The following is a 24,020-nucleotide window of genomic DNA, read 5'->3' as shown; positions in this document are numbered from 1 at the left end:
TACAAAATAATACCGCTGGGATAAGTTTTTTTTCATTTTGGATAAGAAAAAAGTCCTGACTTGGGCTGTGAATCGTCGCCTTAAAAATAAATACTTTCAGATTTTCGTAAATTTATAGGGAATTGCCAGTTTTCGATCATCATGGATTCTATAGAAAATAAATTTGCTTTATACACTCTTAACGGAGGTCTTCTACACATACGGTATTATAAGGATATCGTAATCAACCATGAGGCGGCCATAAGGATTGTGGCAGATCGCCTTAAATTGCAGAATGGAATTTATTACCCCGCCCTATGCGATATTCGTGGTGTTGAAGAAGTCGACAAACCCGGTAGGGACTACCTTGCGCGTGAGGGTTCCACATTGCTTAAAGCAGTGGCATTTATTGTGGGAGACCCAATGTCGGATATTTTATCTTATTTCTACCTTAAGACTACTAAACCCTCCATCCCAACAAAAGCTTTTCAGGATATGGACGAAGCGAAATTATTTTTGGAAAAATACATTTAACGGTCAAATTACTGATTGGAAAATGGAAAAAATGTAAAAGTATAATTTAATAAGAATGCAGATGTCTAAGAAGAAACGTCTCAAAAGGATTGTCGAAGCAATAGCTGAAATGGGTGCGGGTAAGTTCTATTATCATATTGAAAAATCTTCCAAAAAGGATAGCATAGACGCGCTTATATCTGGAATTAACATGATGGCAGAAGAAATTGGGGAAGCTTTATTGCATGAGGGGTATGTTAATTCAAATGAAACTATCAAGCATATAGTCTTGATGAATTTTATAATCGATCTAGACGGAAATGTTAAAGCCGTTAACCAACAAGCGTGTGACATCTTGTTTTATAACTGTTTGGAAATTGTTGGAGGGTCCTTCGACAACCTTTTAAACAAAAAGTCTACTCCAAAATGGAAAAGGCATTGGGATATGCTTAAAAATAAAAAAATGCTGGATACTTCAATAGCGCTAACGTTTAAAACCAAATCAGGCCTATTGCTACCCAGTGCTTGCTATATAAATAAGTTAGGCGGGAAAAAGAATGGGGAGGAAAGTATTATAGTAACTGTTGTGAAACATTCCAAAAGACAGGTTGAATTAGAGGAATACCTTATAGCAAAAGAGAATAATAAAAAAGAGAGCTCTAAAAAAAATAATCCCCTCACTTTAATGGATAATAGACAAAAGGTTAAGTTATCCTCCTCCGATGTCATAAAAATTCGAGAGGTACGCGACTACTTTATGGACAATCTCGAAATGGATTTTCCGCCAATAAAGGAAATAGCACTCGAATTTGGCACAAATGCCTTCAAAATTAAATATGGTTTTAAGGAGTTGTACGGGGTGAGTGTTTTTCGCTTTATTAGAAACGAACGGTTGCGAAAAGCTAAAATGTTGGTACAGGGAAGCAATATCAGTTTCAAAAAAATTACCCAATTATGCGGTTTTAAAAGCGTACCTTCTTTTTCGGCCACATTTAAAAACGAATTTGGCTATACCCCCAAAGAACTTCGAAGGAAATTTTTAGCCGAAAATCCGTGATTTTTTCCATTGACTGAAAATAATACCGCTGGGATAAGTTTATTTCCATTTTTCTGAAATTTTAATGCAGAATTTTATCATATCAAATCTAACGATATGATATTCAATAAAAAATATAGGGAATTCACAGTAAATGTAATTAGTCTATTATTTATTGTTTTGTTTGTTTATGCAGCCATGAGCAAACTTTTGGATTTTGAAACATTTCAGATCCAACTCGCTCAAGCTCCCTTATTAAGTGCCTATGCTGGGATGGTGTCTGTACTGGTGCCGAGCATTGAAATTCTATTGGCGGTGTTGCTTATTATTCCCCGATTTAGATTAGCCGCTCTTATTGGCTGCTTTGGGTTAATGGTTATGTTTACTGCTTATATAGTCATTATTCTAAATTTCTCTGACTTTGTTCCATGTTCTTGTGGGGGTGTACTTGAAAAACTGAGTTGGACTGAACACCTCTTTTTTAATATTTCCTTTATCATATTGGCGGTGGTGGCCATCCTTCTCGCAACGCGACTTCCGCGGCCTGGCAAGTTGACGACCTCTTATAAGGCTGTGTTTCTTGCTCTATTCATTATCGCCGCTTTTGCCACGCTTTTGCTAACGGTGCTTTTCATTAGCTCCGAGAAGAAAATTTACAGAAACGAGGCCTTTCAGCGTAAATACCTTCCCCATGCTGCCGAGTATTTAGGGGATTATGAGCTTGGCTCGAATACTTATTACATTGCAGGTTTTAAGGACAGCATTATTTATTTAGGGAATTTGCAGGCCCCTTTATATTTAAAGACCCTCGATGTTTCCCTGCAGCATATAAAGGATTTCCCAGTTGCTATTAGCAACATTGAACTTCCTTACCGAAGGGCGAGAATATTAGTGGAACCTCCGTTCTTCTTTTTAGGTGACGGCACCGTACCTATAATTTTTCGAGGAAATACGACAGATTGGAAAGCTGATGTTTTCAGCTATAACGAGGCCTACTTTAAACAATTTGAAATAGCGGATTCGACTCGGATAGGAATTGCCGGTATTTCCAATACTACAGCCATCACCAATCTCGGTCTCATTACCAGAGCAACGGACAGGGACAGCGTGATTTTTAATGATAGCATTATTACCAAACAGGTGGATGGAATATTCGATAGTGATGGGCTTTTGCTCTGGAACACTAAAAACAAGAAGTTTCTTTACACTTATTTTTATCGCAACAGTTATGAGGTTACGGATGAAAATCTATTTTATAAATATTCAGGAAAGACCATTGATACGGTAAGCAAGGCAATTTTAGATATTGCCCATCACACTAAAAAAGATCAATACAAAAGAGGACAATCGGTTATGATTAATAAGTATACTGCCACCTTTGGAGATTACCTATTTATCAATAGCGACCGATTAGGTCGTTATGAAGATAAAACGGCTACTGAAACCGCTGCTATTATTGATGTCTATAATATCGTTACGAATAGCTATGAATTCAGTTTTTACCTCTATCACCAACAAAATAAAAAACTTAATGGTTTCCGAATTTACAAGGATATTTTGATTGCACTTGTAGACGGAAGGTTATGGATTTATAAGTTAAAGCCGGAGTACTTTGACCCCGGCTCTAACACAACACATACTGGCCAGTATCAGGAATAAGACCGAACACCTGTAAAAAATAGTAGGTCGCTAATTCATTAAAACTTTTATATTATGAAAACAAAAATTTTAAAGTTCGGCATGCCATTGATGGCATTTTTACTGGCAATCGTTTTTGCCTTTGCAACTGAAAAGAGCACCCCCATTGAGGAGAATGCCCTGGTAACAGGATATATTATGACCTCTGCGGGTTGTGCGTCTGCTCCGAAGGATTGTTCCGAAAATGGAGTGCCCGTTTGTAAATTTAATGGCAGATCCATCTATAAAACCCCGGACTGTCATGACTTTTTATATGAATGGTTACAATAAGGGTTAGTTTAAGCTTCTCGGTTTTTATTAATCGGGAAGCTTTTTAAATTTCATCAATTTTCTTTACATATTTTTCCATCCAATTAAATATACCCTTGGTAAGATCCATTTGGTTAGGGGTCTTCATTAGAACATGAGGCTCGTCGTCATACAAAAGCAACTTCGATTTTTTGCCCAATCTTTTTAGAGCGAGGAACATCTGGACACTTTGGTTCCAGTTGATATTGGTGTCTGTATTTCCGGTCCATAATAGCAATGGGGTATTCACATTTTCCACGTGGTGCAAAGGGGAATTTCTATAATAGGCATCCTTCATATTATAAAATGAATCCCCAAAGCGAAATTGTTGGTTTTCCATACGCCACATTTGAGTGCGCCTAGAATCCCAAAATACATCGTGGTAATAAGAAACAATATTGGTTACTGCCGCTCCTGCCACAGCTGCGGCAAACTTATCTGTTTGGGTAACGATAAATGCTGTTTCATAGCCCCCAAAGGAATGGCCAATCAATCCTAACCGCTTTTCATCCACCTTACCCGTTTCCAGTACTTTATCTACCGCAGCGGTTACTGATTTTAATGCTGAAATCCCTGGATCCCCAATGGTATATTCAATATCTGGATAAAGCACAAAGTAATCATTAAGAGTAAAATTTAATAAACTGATCCCGATAACCATATAATTGCTTGGGGGTTGGAATTGATTTATATCCACGGACTTTCTTTCATAAATTTCCACAATCATAGGATATTTAATATTGGGGTTATAATTTGCAGGATACATCAAACTTCCCCTTAGTTTAGTGCCATCTTCCAACTGATATTCGATGAATTCTGTGTGGCCTAAATCATAATCCAAAAGCTTCTCGTTTGCTTGATACAGCAGTTGGGATTTTTTGGTCTTTACGTTTACATTGTGAATGCTTAGGGGCCTGTTAAAGCGGTGACTGCTATACAGTACGGTTTCCAAATTATCCGAACTCATAACTTTGGTAATTGCCCCTTCCGTTTTAAAAAGTGGTTTAATGGCTAAATCGTCCTTCCATAGCGCTAATCCGGTGTCAAAATTATTATTATCAAGGAATTCCAATATAATACCCTCCTTAATATTAAATGGTTCACTCCAGAAATCGGGATGAATCGTTAAGGGATTATATGCTTTACGGCCATAATCCCTACTAATCCTATACTGGATTTTATCTTCCCTACCCTGAGTAACCCTTTTTTTAGTATTGCCTTCTGGGCTCAGAACCCATATATCATATTGGTCATAAAATATTATGTACCCATCGTCCTTTAGCCAGCCGGGATTGCCATATGGAAATAAATCCCCTGGCCTTTGGGATTCAGTATTTTGGAACGGTACCTCCAAATCTTCGGTCAGATTTATAGTTTTCCCACTTTCTAAATTATACACAAACCAATCAGTATCCTTAAAATAGGAAACGTATTTTCCACTGGGAGATATTGTGACAAATTTCCCTTCTGTGTATTGATTTTTGCAAACCAAAGTAGTATCACCTGTTGCTATATTTTTAATATATAAATCTGCATTTGGATAGTATTTATATAGGGGTTCATATTGTAGTGGATTGTGCACCACTGCAAAATCGTGGTTTACGCTCATCGCGGCCTTGGGTAGGGCTTCCGTTTCGATTGGCTTAATCTCTCCGCTCTGTGGATACCAGGCTGTTAAAAAATGTCTTCCCCCATTGGAGCTTTCCATTCGAGGGGTAATCCACGGATCGTCACTATTCCATACCTGAACATCGCTTTTTTCAGCCTCAGACTTTTCTAGCTTCTGAACATAAAAAATTACTTTTTTTCCATCATCGGATATAAAAGGTTGACGATCACTAAGATGATGGTCTATGAATTTTTCCTGTATTGCCTTATCGGTTAGCACCCCACTTGTGCCTTCGCTTTTACTGAAATAATGCAATTGGAGATTCCCTTCATTTCGGCTAAGAAAAATGGCGGCTGAACCCGACCCGTTCCATCTTAAATACTCGATACTTCCTGAGTTTTCCTTGAAAAGAAGTTCAGAATTTTCTTTCCCAACATCATAACGGATTACTTGGTTTTGTTCCGCCCCTTTCACCGTGGCGAGCAAAATATTCTGGGTAGGATGCCACTCAAATTTTATTACATCCCTAAGCCTTCTTGCTATCGTTTTGTTTTTCAGGTCAATTATTAAAAGTTCCGTTAGCTTCCCCTTGCCTTGTTGTAGTGCGGCAATATAATTACCAGTGCCTGAAAATTTATAGGTAGCTATATTGGAATAGCGTACCTCCTTATCGGTTTCCAAATCGATGAGTATCATTTCCTCCTTACTGATGCACCCAAACCATTTACTGTCCGCGGAAAAATCCAACCATTCACTTTCTGGAAGGCGATACTGTTTTGTACCCTTTGTTTGCATTACTAGAATCTCCCTTCCCTTTTGTGGGAAGTCCTCCTCAATGACTGCCCATTTGCCATTCTTGGATATCTTGATAATAAAGGTGCCATTGCTCCAGAGGGAATTCAATTCCGAGGAATACTTCTGTTGAACTTGTGCTACTGTACTACCACTAAATATAAGCAATACCAAAAGCAAAATGCAATATCGCATAATAGGAAATGGTTTAGTTTTAATAAATATTAATTTCATAACATATATTGAATTTAATATCCCGGATTTTGAGGATACAGGTTAGGGTTCATTAAAAGTTCGTTCTCTGGAATTGGCAACAATACATCAGTTGGTTTCCAGCCGGGCTTAATGGGAGCAAGGATTTCGTTTGCCAAGCCAAGCCTCTTAAGGTCAAACCACCTATGACCGAATTCTGAAAAGAGTTCATGGTAGCGTTCTTGGAATATGGCCTCTAAAATTTCATTTTGAGTTGTTGCCTCTGAATCCATCAAGCCAGCCCTGTTCCGAATGGTGTTGAGGTCTTCCAAAGCGTCTGGAAGGTTCCCTAGTTTGGCCTTGGCTTCCGCACGGATTAAGTATTGTTCTGATATGCGAAACACTATGGAATATTCCATACTTGTGCCTGTATTGCTATTGTTTTGGTATTTGTTGGGATAATACCAAGTTTGGCTCCCGTCCGTAACTTCCCCAATCCACTGCTCCCGCCTTTGATCGTCTGCCTCCATTCCTTCTATAAGTTGAGGTTCAAGGGAAACTAAAGGCGGAGGGCCAGCGGTAAATATGAATGTGGATGCTTCCAAAGTGTTGTTACCTTCCGTCTTTGGTTTAAATTGTAAAATAGCTGAAGGACTTTCCTTTAAAAATTCATTAGAGACTTCAGTTTCCAAGTTGTACAAAGAAGTATTGTTTATCACCGCACTGGCTTCCATTTCTGCTGCATTCCATTGTTCTGTATAGAGGTATATTCGGGCAAGTAGGGCGGACACTCCCATGCTATTGACGCGAGTTCGTTCCCCAGAAATGTAATTGGTTCCCAGCAAGGTCTTGCTTTCATTTAGATCAATAACTATGTTTTCATAAACCTGAGAAGCGGGCATTCTTGAGAGGATGCTGTTTACTTCGTAATTGGTAGTGATTGCATACGGAATATCCCCATAGAGGTTGACCAAATAAAAATAGGAGAGGGCCCGAATAAAAAGAACCTCCCCTCTCAGTTGTGCCTTGCTCTCTGCACTTAAAATCTGGGAAGTTTCTAGCCCTTCTAATATTGCGTTGCCCATATAAATGAGGGCGTAGGATTGGGTCCAAAGGTTTTCTGCAATTACATCATCGGAGAATACCTGGTGCTGATAAAAGCTGTCCAATGGCTCTCCCCCAAAACCGTAGTAGTCCATTTCATCAGCGTATATGCCCATTAATAGGCCAAGGCCCTGAGTGTTTCCGGTCAATAGCACCTCGTCCCGCAATTTTGCATATAGGGTTGTAACCGCGGCAGTAGCGGTGGCTTCATCCTCAAAAACTAGGGGACTGTTTAGTTGCCCCAAGGGGTCTTCTGCTTCCAAGAAATCCTCGCAGCCCAAAAAGAGTAAAGGGCAGAGCAGGAGGTATATATATTTTTTGATATGATAGTGTATTGCTTTTTTCATCTGTACGTTTTTTAATGATTATAAATGGAGTTGTGCCCCAAAAGTGATTTTTCGTAGGGAGGGAAGAAACCCAGTAATTTGATCTGGATCTGCACCTTTAAAATTTGTAAAGGTCAATAGGTTTAGGCCTTGAAGGAAGATCCGGCAGTAAGTGCCAGCTTCCTTTCCCAATTTTAAATTATAGGCCAATTCCATTGAGCGTAACCGAATAAAGGAAGCATCGGAAATAACGCCATTGCTCTGAGTAAACTGAGAATAGGCCAAATAGGCTTCATAATTTTCCCCGGTTGTATAGCGTTGCATTGGAGCCACATCCCCGGGTTGCTGCCATCGGTCCAATACGCTTATGGAGCGGTTTCCCATTAGACCCGGCGGCTCCGAAAAGCGGTACTGGTTATATCCGTTTTTCTTGACAAATTGAAAAAGAAAATCTAGGGACCAATTTTTATAGCCTAAGGTATTGGAGAGCCCGCCGAAAAACTTTGGAGACAGATCTGCTATATATTGCCTATCCTTATCGCTGCTGATGACGCCATCCCCATTATAATCCTTAAATTCAAAAAGCCCGGTTTCAGGATTTACCCCTTGCAGCTCGTAAAGTTTTGTTATGGTTAATGGTTCTCCAATTACGTATCTATTGGCATAGGTGGAATTTTCAAGACTTGGAAAGGCCAATAGTTTGTTGCGGGCCATGGAAAAGTTTAAGGAATTATTCCAGGTAAAATTATTACTACGGCCTAAAACGCTGTTCAATTCAATCTCAAAGCCTGAGTTCTCTACTTCTGCATCCAGATTTGCTTGAATACTTACAAAACCCGTTGTACCGGGCAAGGCATAATTTACCAATTGATTTGATGAGCGGTTATTATAGTAGGCCGCGGAAATGGAGATTTTATTATCCAGAAAGCCCAGTTCCACGGCGGCTTCCCGTTTGATTATTTTTTCCCATTTAAAATTGGGATTGTACAAACGGGAAGGTACCAATCCTATATTGCCATCATACGGATAATCCTCTATGGAGTAGGTTTGCAAGTATTGATAATCGCCTATCTGGTCATTTCCTGCAAGGCCATAACTGCCTCTAAGCTTTCCAAAGCTCAACCCATTAAAAGTTCTTCCCTCGGTAAATATCCAGGCCGCCCCAATAGCTCCAAAGTTTCCATATTTGTTTTTAGGACCAAACCTGCTGGAGCCGTCCCGTCTTCCGGTAACATTAAGGAAAAGTTCGTTACGGAAAGTATAGTTGATCCTGCCAAAAAGGGAATGGTATTTATAATTGGTTTTGCTTTCATCCACAATGGTCACCGTGGTCGCTGCCCCCAGATTATTTATGAAATGATTGTTAGGAAATCCCCTTCCCGTAATAATCTTTTGAATATAAGTGTTTTCTTGAAAAGAACTTCCCACGAGAATATCCCATTTATGGGTTTCATTTTTCTTTTGCCAGCGGATTTGTGGTTCTGTTATCCAGTAATTTCGACCGCCGTTGCTTGTGGTAAGTCTGGAAGACCCACTATCCATACCATAGGCGGGATCGTATACGGTGTGTGGGGTGGTGGTAAGGCCTTGTAGCTGCGAGAAACCATAGCCTGCATTGATCTTTACTTCAAAATCATTAAGAAAGGTATAGGATGCAATGGTATTGGTAATTAGGTTTTTGGAATCCTGTGTATATTTACTTGCTACCCCCGCCAATGGGTTCGCCCAAGTGCTGTTCTCCCAGTTTATATTGCCTTCCCCATCGTAAATAGCCGGAGCGTTTGGGGGCAACCATAAAGCATCTGAAGTAAAATCGAGATTTGGGAGATTATTTTTTTCAAGGGAATATCCTGCCGTAAACACTATATTAAACCGTTCATCATTACTTTGATGGTTTAAATTCGTATTTACCGTAAGTCTGTCATAGGCATATTTTGCAGGGAAAACAGTGGTCTCCTCCTGATATTGACCACTGATTAGGAATTGGGTTTTGGAAGAGCCTCCCGAGACCTCTGCTAAAAGTTTGCGCGTATTTGCCGTACCGCCTATTAGCTCCTTTTGCCAATCGGTATAACGTTCCATATCCCAAGTGCCATTTACGTCGTAAGCCCATTCAGGATATTCTGTTATCCCGTCGTTGGCGAAAGCTTCCCGACGGACTTCCAAATATTGCTCTGTATTCAGCAGATTGGCCTTTTTAGAGATATGCGCTATACCCGTACTGCTATTTACCGTTATTTTGGTCTTTCCTTCCTTTCCTCTTTTAGTGGTAATAAGAACCACCCCATTGGCCCCACGGGAGCCATAGATAGCGGTAGCGTCTGCATCCTTTAGGATTTCAATGGATTCAATGCTTTCTGGGTTTATGGCATTTAAGGGGCTGACATCAGCACCAGGAATAATTCCCCCTGAGGTATTGGGAGAACCGAGCGTACGTGTATCATAGGGTACCCCATCAATAATATAGAGCGGTTCATTCCCGGCCATCAAACTGTTTTGACCACGAATGCGCATTTTAAATCCTCCTCCCGGCACCCCGGAATTTTGAATTACATCTACTCCAGTCACCCGTCCCTGTAAGGCCTCAAGAGGATTATTGATAGGTTGTTTGTCGATTTCAGCAGCGGTTACACGCCCTATACTTCCAGTGCGTTTTTTGTCGGTAGTGGTATAATACCCCGCATTAATAACCACTTGATCCAGCGCCGTGGCATCAGCTTGCAATGTAACATTAAGTATACTACCACTGCCCACTGCTACTTCTTGCGCCTTATAACCCAGATAGCTAAACACAAGCGTATCGGATTTTTTGGCGGTTATGGAATAGTGCCCATCCACATCACTTTGGGTACCACGAGCGGTATTTTTTACTATAATATTTACGCCCCCAAGCGGTCCATTGGCATCAGTTACAATGCCCGAGATAGGAGGGGAGCCGTTTTGTGAGGTTAGGGGAGTACTTAATGCCCAGAATAGGGCAAAAGATAAGGGTAGGACATAGTAGCCCCTGTACTTATTTTTCATAATTTTGCATCAGTTAAGTTTAGTATTCATTTAACTACTGGCCTGCTCCGATGGTCTGGAAAAACTGGAGCGGGTCATTTTTTTGTAGTGAGACGAATGTCAGGTTGAGCGGAGTCGAAACCTCCTTGGAAGTTACAAACCCTCAATACTAACTACTCAATACAATAACAATTGCAAAAACTCCTAAACAAAACTGAAAACGGATGCTTTGAAAAATTAAGTTGAAAAATATGATACGCGGTACCTAAAATAAGTGGGCGCGGAACTCAACTTACCGACCTGGGGCACTGGTATGCCTGTGTACGGATAAGGAGAGCCCACGCCCGGGTCGTGAGCATCCTTGCTTATCGTCTCGTACACGTAAAAATTACCAGTTTTCAGATCGAGATTCAAAGCGAATGCTTCTAAGAAGTTTAGAAATGCTTTCGCAAAAATATAATTTGTATCTGTAAATCAAGATACAAATTCAAATATAATAAAATTTATCGGTACGCCAAAACGTACCGATAAATTATTTGTGAAATACTTTATTGCGTAGATGAAAGAGGAGCTAATTCAAGTTATTAATATTAAGATCGCAATTACCTTAAATTTTTTGCTCGAAACAAGCAAGAAATTTAGCTCTATTAATAAGTCTAGCGAAGGAATTATTGAAAGCTATAACGAAATAGCCTTAGAAGCAGATATCAGAAAAGCAACTGTGTCGGACACTTTTAATGCTAAATCAATAACAGGGCCGAATTCAACCACGGTATTTCTAATTATTCAAGCTATGGGGTATTCTTTATCTGATTTTGCTAAAAAATATGACAGTCTTACGACTAAAGAAGTAGAAAAATTTAAAAACGCACGGAAATCATAGATGGAGTTAGATAGTTGCTGATTTTTTTTATCTCTATTGACGATTTATTCATAATTTATTTTTTTTCATTTAGAACTTCCACACTTGGCTGCTAAAGGATGGATAGATTGTATTTTGCTATTCGAAATTGGGCTATTTTAATAAAAAAAAGTTACCTTTATTAATCTCCCCAATAAAAAACCCACTCTTACGGTATTCCGCAATGGGTGGGTTTGTTTTGGATTTGGAAACTTTACAAAGGAAAAATTTAATAACTTGTGCATAGCGAACCCTAGTGAAGAGATAAATTACCAACAACCTAAACGGGCAATGTCGATAAATAAGTATATAGGAAACCTTGACAGTAAATTCGAAAAAAGTAAGCGGATTACGTTAGGTGAAATTATAACCCCTTCTAAAAGAGGAACAAATATTCCCTCCGGAACTTTGGTTTTAATGCCTTCAAATGATAGTCAAATAAGGCTTAAATTATTAGACAAAATAGCACCTAACAAAGGTTTTTCAACACCATTAATATTAAACAAAAAAGGGCTTGAAAATGGTATAACTGCCAACTATTTGAATTGGTTTCTATCAAGAGATTTTGTTAAAAATCATTTGGCACAATTTGCAAAAGGAAGTGTATTTATTAGAATTCCAAAAAAAGATTTATATGATTTAGTTATTCCAATTCCTCCAAATTCGAGAAAATATACTAGTAAAAAGGAGATTGTAATTAAAATAGAAGAAAATCCATTTAGAAAATTAATTGGTGGATTCTATAATGATTATAGATTGAACTTGAAAAATGAAAGGTATAGAACCGCAATAATCCTAGCAGGAGCTATTTCCGAAGCTTTATTGTACCAGTTATTACTTGACCAAAATACTGAGAAAAAGCTCTTGGAAAAAGACCGTTCTTTAGGATTAGGAAAATTAATTACTTATATAAAACTGCTCAAGCTAAATATAAATCTTGATTTTCCATGAAATCATTTTGAAGATATTCAAAAAAAGAGAAATTCTGCGGTTCACGTTGGAATAGCTGTAAAAAAAGAGGAAGAGTATAATCGAGAAGATTTAGTGTGTTTTGACCAAATTATTAAGCACTTTGGAATATAAAAGCCCGTTGCTAATAAGAATGGTAATCTTTACACGACCCCTTAATTTGTAGAAACCGAACTCATATAAGCCGCTTTATGTGGCATTTTTTTTGGGTATCATCTAAAAATTAAATGGATAGCTATACTATTTAGCAAAAAACTTATATTTGGTATTCTCCCCAATTTAAAAAACCTGTCTTATGGTTTTCCATAATGGGTGAGTTTGAGTTTGTTATATGTTTGTAAAATATGCCAAGGAAATTTTTAATAGCTTGTGCTTAACTCACTATTGGTTGGATAAACCTAATAAAATTGAGAGGATAAATAAGTAGATGTATGCCATTTGAAAATCCAGCGGCACATTCAAGCACATTTGCTGTTCCGCTACGCTCCACATTAAAAGAGCTTTCACTTCTCCATCACTCAAAGGACAATAGTTTAAATTATGTTTTATATCACTTAAAACAGGTATAAGCTGACTTTTTTACGATAAACAATCGTTTTTTAATTTTATTCTTTGTATCATTGTGGTCAGTTTAAAGCTGACTTTTAAGCTATGAGAGCAAAAAACGTTTCAACACAATCCAATCAAATACTGAACTATTTCAATCAATTGGACAAGAATTGTTTCACTTATAGTGATGCTGTAAATGCTTTACCTCAATCAAGTGACAGTGCTTTAAAGGAACTCCTCAGTGATATGGTTAAAAGAGGGTTGTTAATGCGATTAAAAAAAGGGCTGTATTATGTTATTCCTTTTGAAAAAGACCCTGAATCCTTTATGCCTGATTGGCATCTAATCGCAGAGCACTTAGCAAAAGGGACTGACCACTATATTGGATATTATTCTGCTTTACAAATCCACAACTTAATTACTCAGCCTTCTTTAAAGGAACAAATAGTTGTTGCAAATCAAATTCGTCCTTCGAAAATCAAAATAAAGGATATTGATTTTCAATTTATTTATCATAATGAAAAACACTTTTTCGGAGCAAAAAAAATATGGATAGACAGCTTTAACAAAGTATTATGCTCTGACCTAGAAAAAACTTTTATTGACTGTTTATTCAAACCGGACTATGCTGGTGGAATTGTAGAAATAGCAAGAGCCATCTATATATCAAAAGACAAAATCAAGTTCAACAAACTTTTGGAATATGCTGAAAAGTTCAAATCGCAAGCAGTAATCAAGCGGCTTGGGTTCTTGCTGGAAATACTCGAAATAGAAACCGACATTATTTCCAAACTCAATAAAGTAAAAACAGCTTCTTATGTGTTGCTCGATACCGAATTGCCAAAATCAGGAAAGATGATAAGCAGATGGAGCATTCAACAAAATTTAGAAACGGAAACTATTAAATCTGCCATTTATACATGATTAAACCGGGAGAAATACAAAACATGGCTCGTGAATTTGGTGTGCGAGATCAGCAGATTGAAAAGGATTACATTCTATCGTGGATTCTGCAAGGAATAGCAAAACATGAAGAGCTTTCTAAAACAATTGCTTTTAAAGGTGGAACGGTGCTAAAAAAAGTCTATTTCGAAGATTACCGATTTTCCGAGGATCTTGATTTTACATTACTTGATGACAGTATAACGAACGAACAAATATTTGAGTGGTTTGAAGAAGTTTTTGAATTCATAAAAGAAGAAGCTAACATCCCGTTAGCAATAATCGACGACAACGAACATAAAGACGGAGGAATCAACTTCTACATCAGCTATGTAGGGCCTCTTGGTGGATTGGGAGCAAATAAGAAAGTGAAAGTTGATATTTCAAGAAGTGAAAATTTAGTTTTTGAGCCTGTTTTGAATGATGTTTTTATTGGGTATACAGATCAGGAAAAGCATCAACTCCTTTGTTATTCGTTGGAGGAAGTATTAGTAGAAAAATTACGGTCAGTAATGCAACGAATGCAGGCCAGAGATTTTTATGATATCTGGTATTTGCTGGAAGTTCATGGCATGGATGTTAATTTTTATATCAAAGAATTCAAAGCAAAATGTAAAAATAAAGAAGTAAATCCTGCCGATTTTCATGAGAAATTAGAGCAGCGTTTACCACAATATAAAGGAAGGTGGCAAAAATCTATGGCAGATCAAATTCATGATTTACCAGATTTTGATACCGTATTAAGAGAAGTTACTCGTCACTTAAAAAAATTTGAAATGTAATGATTACCAAAAATAATTTCAAAGACCTCCTAACCAAACTTGGCTTTACAAGCAAAGGAGATACCTTTTTTAAAAAGTTTAAGAATTCAGACGCTTACCTGAAGGTCGATTTTAAAGCTGAAAAACTAATCTATCCAGAAGATAAAGGCTTTAAGATAAACGAGAAACAAACCTGTAACTTTAAGCAAAACGAAAACTTTGTTGTTTTTGAATGTGTTCATCGTCTTTTTGAGCAAGGCTATAAACCTGAACATATAGAACTAGAACCAAAATGGAAGGTTGGTCATGGAGCAAGCGGTGGTCGTGCCGACATCATGGTTAAAGACAATTCGGGAAAATCATTAGTTATCATAGAATGTAAAACAGAAGGAAAAGAATTTGAAGATGCCTGGAAGAAAACATTAATCAATGGGGGGCAATTACTTTCTTACGTAAAGCAAGCGGGCAGCACTCAATTTGTTTGTCTCTATGCTTCTGATTATTTAGACGCAAAAGTAACGGCTAATTATCGTCTCATCACATTTAAAGATAACGAAAAGTTACTGGTTGAATTAGCAGACAAAAAACCTCTCTCATTTGAAAAAGCAAAAGGGTTGGATGTTGAAGATATTTTCAAAGCATGGAAAGAAACTTATGCTCGAGATTATGCCACCAAAGGTATTTTTGAGGAAGATATTCCTGCTTATGAAATCGGAAAGACGAAGTACTCGCTTAAAGACTTAAAAACCATCAGCAGCAATGACATTCAGGGAAAATATCATGAATTTGCAACCATTTTAAGACAACACAATGTCTCTGGCCGTGAAAACGCTTTTGATAAATTAGTCAATCTTTTTCTATGCAAAATTGTTGATGAAACCAATAACCCCGAAGAACTTAAATTTTATTGGAAAGGAATCGCTTATGACGATCAATTCAGTTTGATTGACAGACTACAGAAATTGTATCAGGATGGAATGCAACGCTTCCTTGGTGAGGATGTGGTTTACATCAGTGCCGATCAGATTGATAAAGCTTTTGACTTTTTCAAAAATGATCCTGATGCTACTAAAGACACTATCAAGAAATACTTCAAGGAACTAAAATTCTTTAACAATAATGATTTTGGATTCATAGACGTCCACAACGAAAAACTTTTTTATCAAAACACGGCTATCCTGCTGAAGATTGTGCAAATGCTTCAGGACATTCAATTAAAAACTGATAGCGAATCAGCTAGCGAGGAAAACCAGTTTCTGGGGGATATGTTTGAGGGCTTCTTGGATCAGGGAGTAAAGCAGTCAGAGGGTCAATTCTTCACTCCAATGCCTATTGTAAAATTCATCCTGAAATCTTTACCGTTAGAATCAATTATTACCAAAGGAGATGAAATACCAAAAGTCATAGATTATGCTTGTGGTGCAGGACACTTTTTAAATGAATATGCCAAAGAAATTAAACCAATTGTAGAAAAAGAAAAGGAAGCCAAGATAGCCGACTACTACGAAAATGTTTACGGAATAGAAAAAGAATACCGTCTTTCAAAAGTGGCCAAGGTTTCCTCCTTTATGTATGGACAGGATGACATCAATATTGTGTACTCAGATGCTTTGTCTTCTGGTAAAGAAATGGATGATAAAAACATCAAAGACAGTTCATTTTCTGTTTTAATCGCTAACCCTCCATACAGTGTAAAAGGCTTTTTAGAAACACTTTCAGAAACCGAAAGAAAGAAGTATGAACTTATTGAAACGGTTGGAGAAAAGAGTTATCCTAACAACAATAGTATTGAGACTTTCTTTATTGAAAGAGCGAAACAACTTTTGAAACCTGGTGGAGTTGCAGGTATTATTGTACCCTCTTCTATTTTAACCAAAGGAAAAGCCAAAAGCACTTCGAAATCGACTAATATTTATGTGGCTACTCGTGAAATCTTGCTAAAGTATTTTGACATTATAGCCATTGCAGAATTCGGAAGTGGAACTTTTGGGAAGACTGGAACTAATACCGTTACGTTATTTATCAGACGGAGAAAAGAAGGTCCGTCTCCTTCTGATCATTTCTTAAACCGCGTGAACGCGTGGTTCAATTTCGATAAAACCAAAGACGGTTTATTTGAAGATGAACACTTTCTAAAACAGTATTGCAACCACTTAGAACTTGAATTTGAAGATTATCAAACTTTATTGAAAGGAGAACCAAATAAAAAAATACTAGAAACAGATATTTTTAAAGAATATCGAAAAGAGTTTGATAAATGGTCAGAAATTAAGAATCTGAAAAAGAAAACAACATTTAAGGCATTATCTCCTCGTAAAAAAGAGATTGAACTCAACAAACGTTTCCTTGTTTACCTCACAGAAAACGAAAAAGAAAAGCTATACTATTTTGTGTTGGCAAGTCAAAATCCTCAAAAGGTATTGATCGTAAAAAGTCCTTCAAAATCTAAAGAAATGAAGAAATTTCTGGGATATGAATGGAGTGCTGCAAAAGGCAATGAAGGAATTAAATATTTAGGTGGTGTTAAACTCGACAAAATGGAAGGTGAAGATGAGGATGAAGGTAATGTTGCTTTGGATGAAGAAGACAAACGTGTTTTGAGCAATATCTTCAATTTAAATAATATTAATACACCACTTTACGACCCATACAATAAAAAGAATGAAAGGAAGATTAACCATATGATTAATCAGAATTTTGAAGGAGTAGAGGTTGAAATACCTAAAGATATTGAGAATAATGTAACACAGGTTAGATTAATCAAAATGCTAGATTTCAGTCGTCCAGATTTCAACAAATTTATCTCTTTAACTCCCAAGACAAGTATTTTTATGGAAACAAAATGGGATTTGGTAAAACTCGGAATGGTTTGTAATGAACCTCAATACGGTGCTAATGAAAGTGCAATAGTCGGGAATCCAAAAACTGATTACCGATATATAAGAATTACAGATATTGATGAAAATGGACAACTTTTAAGCGAATTTAAAACCACGAAAACAGTAGAAGAAAAATTTATTCTTAAAGATGGGGATTTCCTATTTGCAAGGTCTGGCAATACTGTTGGTAAGACATTTTTGTATCGAAAAGAATTTGGAAAAGCATTATACGCAGGATACTTAATTAGATTTCGAACAAATAAATCAAAATTACTTCCAGAATTTCTTGATGAATATACGAATCTACCTATTTATCAAAGTTGGGTAAGGCATAATCAAACGGGTTCTTCTCAGCCTAACATAAATGGACAGATATATTCTAGCATGCTAATTCCTCTCCCACCTATAGATGTTCAAAAACAAATAATCAATGAATGCAGTGTTTTCAACACAGAAGCAAAAAAGGCAAATCAAATTTTGAGTAAATCTAAAAATGAATTAGAATCTCTTTTTAGCGATGCCCTATCGAAATCAAATATCACATATAAATTGAGCAACACAGATATATTTGAACTATCAATTGGTAAACGTGTGCTAAAGGATGAAATAAACAATGAAGATAAAGGGATTCCAGTTTATAGTGCCAATGTTTTTGAACCATTTGGGCATATAGAAAAGAAGCTTATTGAAAACTTTGATATTTCATCTGTCCTTTGGGGTATTGATGGAGATTGGATGGTAAATGTCATTCCAGCAAAAGAACCTTTTTATCCAACTGATCACTGTGGAGTTCTTCGCATAAAAAGCAATGAAGTACACCCTAAATATTTAGCATGGGCACTTCAAAAAGAGGGAGAACGTGTGCGATTTTCGAGAAATAATCGGGCTTCAATGGATAGCATGAGAGGTTTGAGTATCAAAGCTCCATCTCAGAAAATTCAAACTGAACTCATTATAAAAGTTGAAGAGCTGGAAAAGAAAATCAAAGACTCACAAGATATTATTAACGGAATGGCTAAACGAAAGGAAGCCGTAATTAAGTCTTACTTAATGGGAGAAGTAAAAGAAACGGAAATAGCCATAGCAGCAGAACCAAAAGTAAAATATAAAAAGAAATAGCAAACACAAGTTCAAGTACATTTCGATCCTCCTCCGTACGGTTGCAAGAGCTTTCACACCAACGCTATAAACGAAATTAATAAAATAGTAACGGCATATAACAAGGTAAAATGCATGACCCCATTCTCGTTAAAAAAACTGAATGTATATAAGCCGCTTTGAGCGGCTTTGTTTTTTGGTAGCTTCTAAAAATGAAATAGATAGCGGTTTTATTTACCAAAAACCATATATTTGGTATTCTCCCCGGTTAAATAACCTCCTTTTACGGTTTTCCGTAATGTGTGTGTTTGTTTTATATTTACAATAATTACAATCATAATATAAAGCATAAGATGATAAATGGTTTAAAATGCAGCCCTTAAAAAGAAATTTTTACAATTTATCAAATGTATATTTATCTAGATTTAAACATTTTTGACCGCATTGAAAAAAAGGATAATCTTAAAGACGACGAGCGAAAATTATATTCAGATTGGGAAGATTTGATTTTAAGTGGAAAAATTGAAGTCCCTTATTCTAATGCACACCTGAATGACCTGTTCCGAGGGTTTCAAAAAAATCCACAATTTATCGACGGCCATTTAGAAAATATTGAACGACTCACTAAAAATTTATGCTTATGTCAATATTGGGGTAGAAATTCATCGACTTGGCACTTCAAGAATATTAGGGAATTTTTCGACGAAAAGCAAAAGGAGTGGGAATTTGAGCCCACATCATTTGATGATTTATTTGATCCTGAAGATGGAATTCCAAATATCTATCTACCTTTTAAATATATTCCATTACCAAAAAATTTCAAATTGGGATATAGTCAAGACCCAATTTTTGGAGTAATGTATCCAAAATGTAGAGTTGAAGATAATATGTATTCATTGTTCGAAGATATATTTAATTTTCAAACTAGATTAAAATCCGATTACAGCCTATATAAATCATTAAAGGTTTATTTAATACGGAGTATAAATAAACTTAACAATAATCCACAACTACAAAAAGCAGTAAGACAAAATTTTAAAGATTTACCACAGCATTTAGATATTTTTGAACTTTCAGATTTATATGGACCAAAATCTAAAACAAGTGATAACAAAAACTTTTCTCTGCTAATTGAGACATTTTATAAATTTGACTTGAAAGGTTATAAGACAGACGGCAATTTTAATAATATGTTTGATGATTCATTGCATACTTTTTACGGAGCACATTGTGAATATTTTGTAACTAACGATGAGCGGTGTAAATACAAAGCGGAACAAACTTATAAAAAATTAAACATCAGAACGGTAGTTATAAAAGCTGATGAAATTGAACGAGTAAAAATTGCATTGTAAAAAATATCCTATTTAAACCACTAATTCTGTTTTTAAAAAATTGTAATTTTGATTTTAACCTCGGCTTAAAAACCAACTCTTATGGTTTTCCGTAATGGGTGGGTTTTAGTTTGTTTTATATTTGGAAATTACACAATAAAAAATATTTTTTTCATTCTAGAAATATATTGATCAAGTACATTTAACGTAAATAAAAGGTATTGTATTTTCTAAAAGGAAGCTTATCAGATATATGTAACGATAAGAAGACACACAGAAATTGATATATAAACAGGTTGGGCTTAATATTCATATACGGCTATGTCAGAGAGTTTAGTTAAAAGACAACATTTTGTGCCAAGAACATATTTAAAACATTTTGGAGTTTTAGATGGTTCCGAATATCTAATTTATGTGCTTTCTAAAAGTGAAACTGATGAGAACAGTATATTCCAATCCAAAATCAATAATGTAGCATTAGAAAATCATCTTTATACTCTGCCGGGAGAAACTGTTGCTCAAAAAATGGCGATTGAAAAGTTTTATTCTAATGAACTTGAGCAACACTATGATTCCATCTACAAAATTTTAACTGACCCAACAAAAACAGAAGTTACAAACGAACAGAGAGAGTTGATAATTTCTACGGTTGTAACAATGTATTATCGTACAACAAAATGGGTAAATAGCAGTAGAGATTTGTCAGGCAGAATCTTGGAAAGAGCATTTCAGTTGTGCAAGCAAACCGGTAGTGAACATTTTAATTACGAAGGCCAAACAATTTCTATTAAGGATCGAGAATTGGAAGAATTTACATCCGAATGGAACAAAAGAAGGCAACCTGGAATGATAATAACTCAACTTGAAGTTGCGATTGAGTTGATTAGAAGTAGACTTGCAAATGATGCAATAATGGTAGTTCGCATTGATGACGAAGATTTGGAGTTGGTAACAAGTGATAATCCAGTAATTGCAGAAAATAATAGTCCTCAAAGATTTGCACCTTTTGATCCTACGAATGTTTTGAAACTGCCTTTAGATTCAAAACATATTTTAATGTTAATGCCGGAAAATACTAAGGGTTTAGAAAATGTAGTTTTTAGACAAAACGTAAAAAAACCATTTTCAGAAATTCAGAAATTGACTTCTAACTATTCCCAAATGCAAAATTCAGAGAGATTTATGTTTGGTTCAAAAGGGGCATTGGAATCGTATTTATTAACAAAGCAAGAATCTGAACGACCTCTAAAAAAAGGAGAAAAAATGGCTGATGTTTTTGCTAAATTAAAAGAGCTGGGTTTATAATATATATATTAAGCCCCATTTGCGAGAGTATCCTCTCGTTTCCCCAACGTTTAAACTAACCAAGATATAGGCTCAACCGCTTTAACTACAAGAATGATTCGCTCTTGTTAACTATATTGTTAGATAATTGGATTTATTAATTGTTGTTAGTTGTTAAGTGATAATCAGTATATTTGGTATTCTCCCCGATTTAAAAACCCACTCTTATGGTTTTCTGTAATGGGTGGGTTTGAGTTTGTTTTATATTTATAAACTATACAAAGAAATTTCTTTTAATAACTTGTGTATAGCCGAACAGGTTGAATGGCTAAAAATTAAAAAGTTGGGAGTAAAAATAAGTTGTGTGCAATATGATGAAATTTCTGCTAATTATATTAATCTTTTTACCTCTGACACTTTTTGGTCAACAACTTAAGTGTTGTGAAACTGAAAATGAAGTTAGAGAACTTGTTATTGGAAAGTGGAAAGCAGAAAAATTTGATTCCAATACCTTTTTTGAATATTTCGGAGATTCTAGCGGAATTCAATACAAAATTTACAATTTTGATGAAAACGGTAAACTTTGGTTTAATGAAGGGGATATGGCAGATGTTGAGATATTGAGATATGAGGATGGATTTAAATTAAAATATTCTACAATGTTCGAGGAATGGATATCTGAATTGAAATATCTAAACTCAACCAAAATGATTTTGATTACTGACGGAGAAGAAATAATTTATCATAAAGCCGATTAAAATACTGCCCCTTGCTGGCGGGGGCATCTCGCCCGTGACCACTACAACGGGCGTAATCATAGATTTTGCATAAAAATACAGGCTGTTAGGGCTACAGTCATAGTGACCTAATGTTATAGTTAAAGTGACCTAATGCTACAGTTAATGTCCCTTAATGGTACGTTCAGGTTGAGCTAATGTATGGTTCAACGGGGGCGAGTGCTACTCGAGTGTATGGTTTAAGCTACGTTAATGCTACCCAAAGGCTAGGTTAAGGCTACTTTCATTAATTTTTTAATAATTTAAAATTTAAGTTATCTTTTGGCTCAATAAATGTGTTCTCTAAATAAAATCCCATTGAAACAGCTATCAATTTTCATATTTTTTTTATTTGGTCAGATAGTTATATCGCAAACCACCGTAAACGTGGATGCTGATGATATAGTGGTAGCTAATGACGAATTGTACTTTTTAAAAAAGAATGGTGGCCAAATAGCATCAATCACTGTACTAAGTTTGTTTGCAACGGACGATTTCTTAGGAAAGGAAATAAAAACACAAAATGTGGAAGTCTCCGAATACTATTTAGATATGTTCAATACTATTACCCTAAATCCTAATAAATACTCTTTTATTATAAAAGTATCGGACTTAGAAAAACAAAAGAAAAATATATCCATAGAAGAGTTATTTGCCGAAAATCTATATGAGAGAACGGAGCATAATGGAGGATTTATTGTAAAAGGCATAACATATTATAATCAATCTTTTTTAAAAAAAACAGATTGTTATTTTGAAACACATCCTTCTAATGGGAAGCAGGAATGGCGCTGTGCAGATGATACGCTCATTCCTTTTGTAATTGTGGATTTAGGTAAGAATAGAAATATAATTATTTTTCCATTTATTGAAAACAATTTTACCTATAAAAAAAGGGCCACCTTTAACGACATTCGTTTTTCATATATTCAGTATCAAGGATATATTATTCCTGATAAAAAAGGGCTAAAGGCAAAATATCAAGATACTTTTCTAGCTAAGGATGCATCCTTTAATTTTCTACAAAAAATAGAAAGCTATGAAGACAAATCGCATATTTGGTCCTCTAACTTTGCCTTTAAAGACTCCTATATAAAAGATGCCATATTCGGTCAAATTTTAATTGACAAGAAATTTGATACCGTTATAAGTCAGAATGGTTTTATAGTGGGTAGAAATAATGAAGAGATAAATATTTATAATTTGCAACTTAAGGATTTAACTCCAAAAAATTTGCGTTCTGCCTTTCCTATAGTTAACAATAGTGATTATTCAATGTGCTTAATAGATAACCAGATTAAATATGTTTTGAAAAATGGAACCGTTATAGATGAATTGCCTAAAAGAGAGCCAGTTGCCATATGCGGATTCAATAATTCATCAGGATATAGTTATATATCCATTAAAAAAGATAGCACGGATTTTATCCTACATATTAATAATAAATATTTAGATTTTGATGAAGTATGGAAGGAAACAAATTACTCCACCAATCTATTTTCCGGAATTGAATTTCAGTCAGTAAATTTTTTGGATTATACGATGCTGAGGAATAAGCAGATTCCGAAAGAATTGACTTTTCACAGGTATTATGAATGGTATGGTTTTAAGGAATATATTGTGGTAGAAAAGGATAACCAATTTGGACTTTTAGCACTAATTTCAAAAAAATCAAATCCAAATGAGGATTCCCAAGCGTATCCAAACATAGAACTGATTGAATTACTACCCGCAGAATTCGATACCATTAAACTTGTACCAAGAACACCCCACATTTTATTTTCCAAAAACGGCCTCCAAGGTTTGTATGGTTTAAATGCCTCCCCGCAATATAAAAATTTAGATGTGGGGGAATATTTTTCCAGGTTTCAGTTGCCAAATGGGCAGGAAGGATGGTTGGACAAACTGGGAAATGAATTTTTGGATGAATAAAAACACAGCACATCTTGACCACACAAATGCTTCAATATCCAAACAGTTATAATAA

The 24,020-nt window shown here is 35.9% G+C and carries 16 protein-coding genes; 13 read left to right on the top strand and 3 right to left on the bottom strand.

The window, feature by feature from the left end; all coding sequences use genetic code 11:
* Positions 1-141: 141 nt before the first annotated feature.
* The 4 genes from KIV10_RS07695 (at position 142) to KIV10_RS07680 (ending at position 3,496) form a co-directional block, all read left to right on the top strand.
* Entirely contained in the window at positions 142-513 is a 372-nt protein-coding gene (locus KIV10_RS07695) for a DUF7793 family protein (protein ID WP_045079493.1), read from the top strand.
* 61 nt (positions 514-574) lie between these two features.
* Complete coding sequence (locus KIV10_RS07690; RefSeq protein ID WP_214112932.1) at positions 575-1,549, top strand: helix-turn-helix domain-containing protein; 975 nt, start codon at positions 575-577, stop codon at positions 1,547-1,549.
* A gap of 96 nt (positions 1,550-1,645) precedes the next feature.
* A complete protein-coding gene (locus KIV10_RS07685) occupies positions 1,646-3,187 on the top strand; it encodes a MauE/DoxX family redox-associated membrane protein (protein ID WP_214112931.1) in 1,542 nt (513 codons plus the stop codon).
* Positions 3,188-3,241: 54 nt separating this feature from the next.
* Positions 3,242-3,496: a DUF6520 family protein gene (locus tag KIV10_RS07680; protein ID WP_045079490.1), complete on the top strand. Its 255-nt coding sequence runs from the start codon at positions 3,242-3,244 to the stop codon at positions 3,494-3,496.
* 43 nt (positions 3,497-3,539) lie between these two features.
* Here KIV10_RS07680 and KIV10_RS07675 read toward each other — a convergent pair whose 3' ends face one another.
* Genes KIV10_RS07675 through KIV10_RS07665 form a run of 3 tightly spaced genes read right to left on the bottom strand, consistent with a single transcriptional unit; the run spans position 3,540 to position 10,561 of the window.
* A complete protein-coding gene (locus tag KIV10_RS07675; RefSeq protein WP_214112930.1) occupies positions 3,540-6,110 on the bottom strand; it encodes a S9 family peptidase in 2,571 nt (856 codons plus the stop codon).
* A 53-nt stretch (positions 6,111-6,163) separates the two neighbouring features.
* Positions 6,164-7,558 (bottom strand): RagB/SusD family nutrient uptake outer membrane protein, encoded by a 1,395-nt coding sequence (locus KIV10_RS07670; RefSeq protein ID WP_045079488.1) that lies wholly within the window; start codon positions 7,556-7,558, stop codon positions 6,164-6,166.
* A gap of 18 nt (positions 7,559-7,576) precedes the next feature.
* On the bottom strand, positions 7,577-10,561 hold the full coding sequence (locus tag KIV10_RS07665) for a SusC/RagA family TonB-linked outer membrane protein (RefSeq protein ID WP_214112929.1): 2,985 nt from the start codon (positions 10,559-10,561) through the stop codon (positions 7,577-7,579).
* 538 nt (positions 10,562-11,099) lie between these two features.
* Between KIV10_RS07665 and KIV10_RS07660 the strand changes: the two genes are divergently transcribed.
* The 9 genes from KIV10_RS07660 to KIV10_RS07620 all read left to right on the top strand — a co-directional run bounded on the left by KIV10_RS07660 (position 11,100) and on the right by KIV10_RS07620 (position 23,965).
* On the top strand, positions 11,100-11,423 hold the full coding sequence (locus KIV10_RS07660) for a hypothetical protein (protein WP_214112928.1): 324 nt from the start codon (positions 11,100-11,102) through the stop codon (positions 11,421-11,423).
* Between the two features lie 309 nt (positions 11,424-11,732).
* Entirely contained in the window at positions 11,733-12,392 is a 660-nt protein-coding gene (locus KIV10_RS07655) for a restriction endonuclease subunit S domain-containing protein (protein WP_214112927.1), read from the top strand.
* A 669-nt stretch (positions 12,393-13,061) separates the two neighbouring features.
* Positions 13,062-13,883: a type IV toxin-antitoxin system AbiEi family antitoxin domain-containing protein gene (locus tag KIV10_RS07650; RefSeq protein ID WP_214112926.1), complete on the top strand. Its 822-nt coding sequence runs from the start codon at positions 13,062-13,064 to the stop codon at positions 13,881-13,883.
* The gene (locus KIV10_RS07645) at positions 13,880-14,683 is read left to right on the top strand and encodes a nucleotidyl transferase AbiEii/AbiGii toxin family protein (RefSeq protein WP_214112925.1); all 804 of its coding nucleotides are present in this window, start codon (positions 13,880-13,882) and stop codon (positions 14,681-14,683) included. The genes KIV10_RS07650 and KIV10_RS07645 overlap by 4 nt, the downstream gene beginning before the upstream one ends.
* Positions 14,683-18,660 (top strand): N-6 DNA methylase, encoded by a 3,978-nt coding sequence (locus KIV10_RS07640; protein WP_214112924.1) that lies wholly within the window; start codon positions 14,683-14,685, stop codon positions 18,658-18,660. The genes KIV10_RS07645 and KIV10_RS07640 overlap by 1 nt, the downstream gene beginning before the upstream one ends.
* A 386-nt stretch (positions 18,661-19,046) precedes the next feature.
* The gene (locus tag KIV10_RS07635; protein WP_214112923.1) at positions 19,047-19,994 is read left to right on the top strand and encodes a hypothetical protein; all 948 of its coding nucleotides are present in this window, start codon (positions 19,047-19,049) and stop codon (positions 19,992-19,994) included.
* Between the two features lie 300 nt (positions 19,995-20,294).
* Positions 20,295-21,278 (top strand): DUF4238 domain-containing protein, encoded by a 984-nt coding sequence (locus KIV10_RS07630; RefSeq protein WP_214112922.1) that lies wholly within the window; start codon positions 20,295-20,297, stop codon positions 21,276-21,278.
* Between the two features lie 350 nt (positions 21,279-21,628).
* On the top strand, positions 21,629-22,015 hold the full coding sequence (locus KIV10_RS07625; RefSeq protein ID WP_214112921.1) for a hypothetical protein: 387 nt from the start codon (positions 21,629-21,631) through the stop codon (positions 22,013-22,015).
* 336 nt (positions 22,016-22,351) lie between these two features.
* The gene (locus KIV10_RS07620) at positions 22,352-23,965 is read left to right on the top strand and encodes a hypothetical protein (RefSeq protein ID WP_214112920.1); all 1,614 of its coding nucleotides are present in this window, start codon (positions 22,352-22,354) and stop codon (positions 23,963-23,965) included.
* The last annotated feature ends 55 nt before the right edge of the window (positions 23,966-24,020 follow it).

Source organism: Aequorivita echinoideorum, assembly GCF_018476645.1.
Lineage (GTDB): Bacteria > Bacteroidota > Bacteroidia > Flavobacteriales > Flavobacteriaceae > Aequorivita > Aequorivita echinoideorum.
The sequence above is the reverse complement of the archived record's forward strand: the minus strand, read 5'-3'. Positions and strand labels throughout refer to the sequence as shown.

Coding starts and splice junctions, on each gene's coding strand:
- KIV10_RS07695 (WP_045079493.1), top strand. CDS start 142: ATGGATTCTATAGAAAATAAATTTGCTTTATACACTCTTAACGGAGGT.
- KIV10_RS07690 (WP_214112932.1), top strand. CDS start 575: ATGTCTAAGAAGAAACGTCTCAAAAGGATTGTCGAAGCAATAGCTGAA.
- KIV10_RS07685 (WP_214112931.1), top strand. CDS start 1,646: ATGATATTCAATAAAAAATATAGGGAATTCACAGTAAATGTAATTAGT.
- KIV10_RS07680 (WP_045079490.1), top strand. CDS start 3,242: ATGAAAACAAAAATTTTAAAGTTCGGCATGCCATTGATGGCATTTTTA.
- KIV10_RS07675 (WP_214112930.1), bottom strand. CDS start 6,110: ATGCGATATTGCATTTTGCTTTTGGTATTGCTTATATTTAGTGGTAGT.
- KIV10_RS07670 (WP_045079488.1), bottom strand. CDS start 7,558: ATGAAAAAAGCAATACACTATCATATCAAAAAATATATATACCTCCTG.
- KIV10_RS07665 (WP_214112929.1), bottom strand. CDS start 10,561: ATGAAAAATAAGTACAGGGGCTACTATGTCCTACCCTTATCTTTTGCC.
- KIV10_RS07660 (WP_214112928.1), top strand. CDS start 11,100: ATGAAAGAGGAGCTAATTCAAGTTATTAATATTAAGATCGCAATTACC.
- KIV10_RS07655 (WP_214112927.1), top strand. CDS start 11,733: ATGTCGATAAATAAGTATATAGGAAACCTTGACAGTAAATTCGAAAAA.
- KIV10_RS07650 (WP_214112926.1), top strand. CDS start 13,062: ATGAGAGCAAAAAACGTTTCAACACAATCCAATCAAATACTGAACTAT.
- KIV10_RS07645 (WP_214112925.1), top strand. CDS start 13,880: ATGATTAAACCGGGAGAAATACAAAACATGGCTCGTGAATTTGGTGTG.
- KIV10_RS07640 (WP_214112924.1), top strand. CDS start 14,683: ATGATTACCAAAAATAATTTCAAAGACCTCCTAACCAAACTTGGCTTT.
- KIV10_RS07635 (WP_214112923.1), top strand. CDS start 19,047: ATGTATATTTATCTAGATTTAAACATTTTTGACCGCATTGAAAAAAAG.
- KIV10_RS07630 (WP_214112922.1), top strand. CDS start 20,295: ATGTCAGAGAGTTTAGTTAAAAGACAACATTTTGTGCCAAGAACATAT.
- KIV10_RS07625 (WP_214112921.1), top strand. CDS start 21,629: ATGATGAAATTTCTGCTAATTATATTAATCTTTTTACCTCTGACACTT.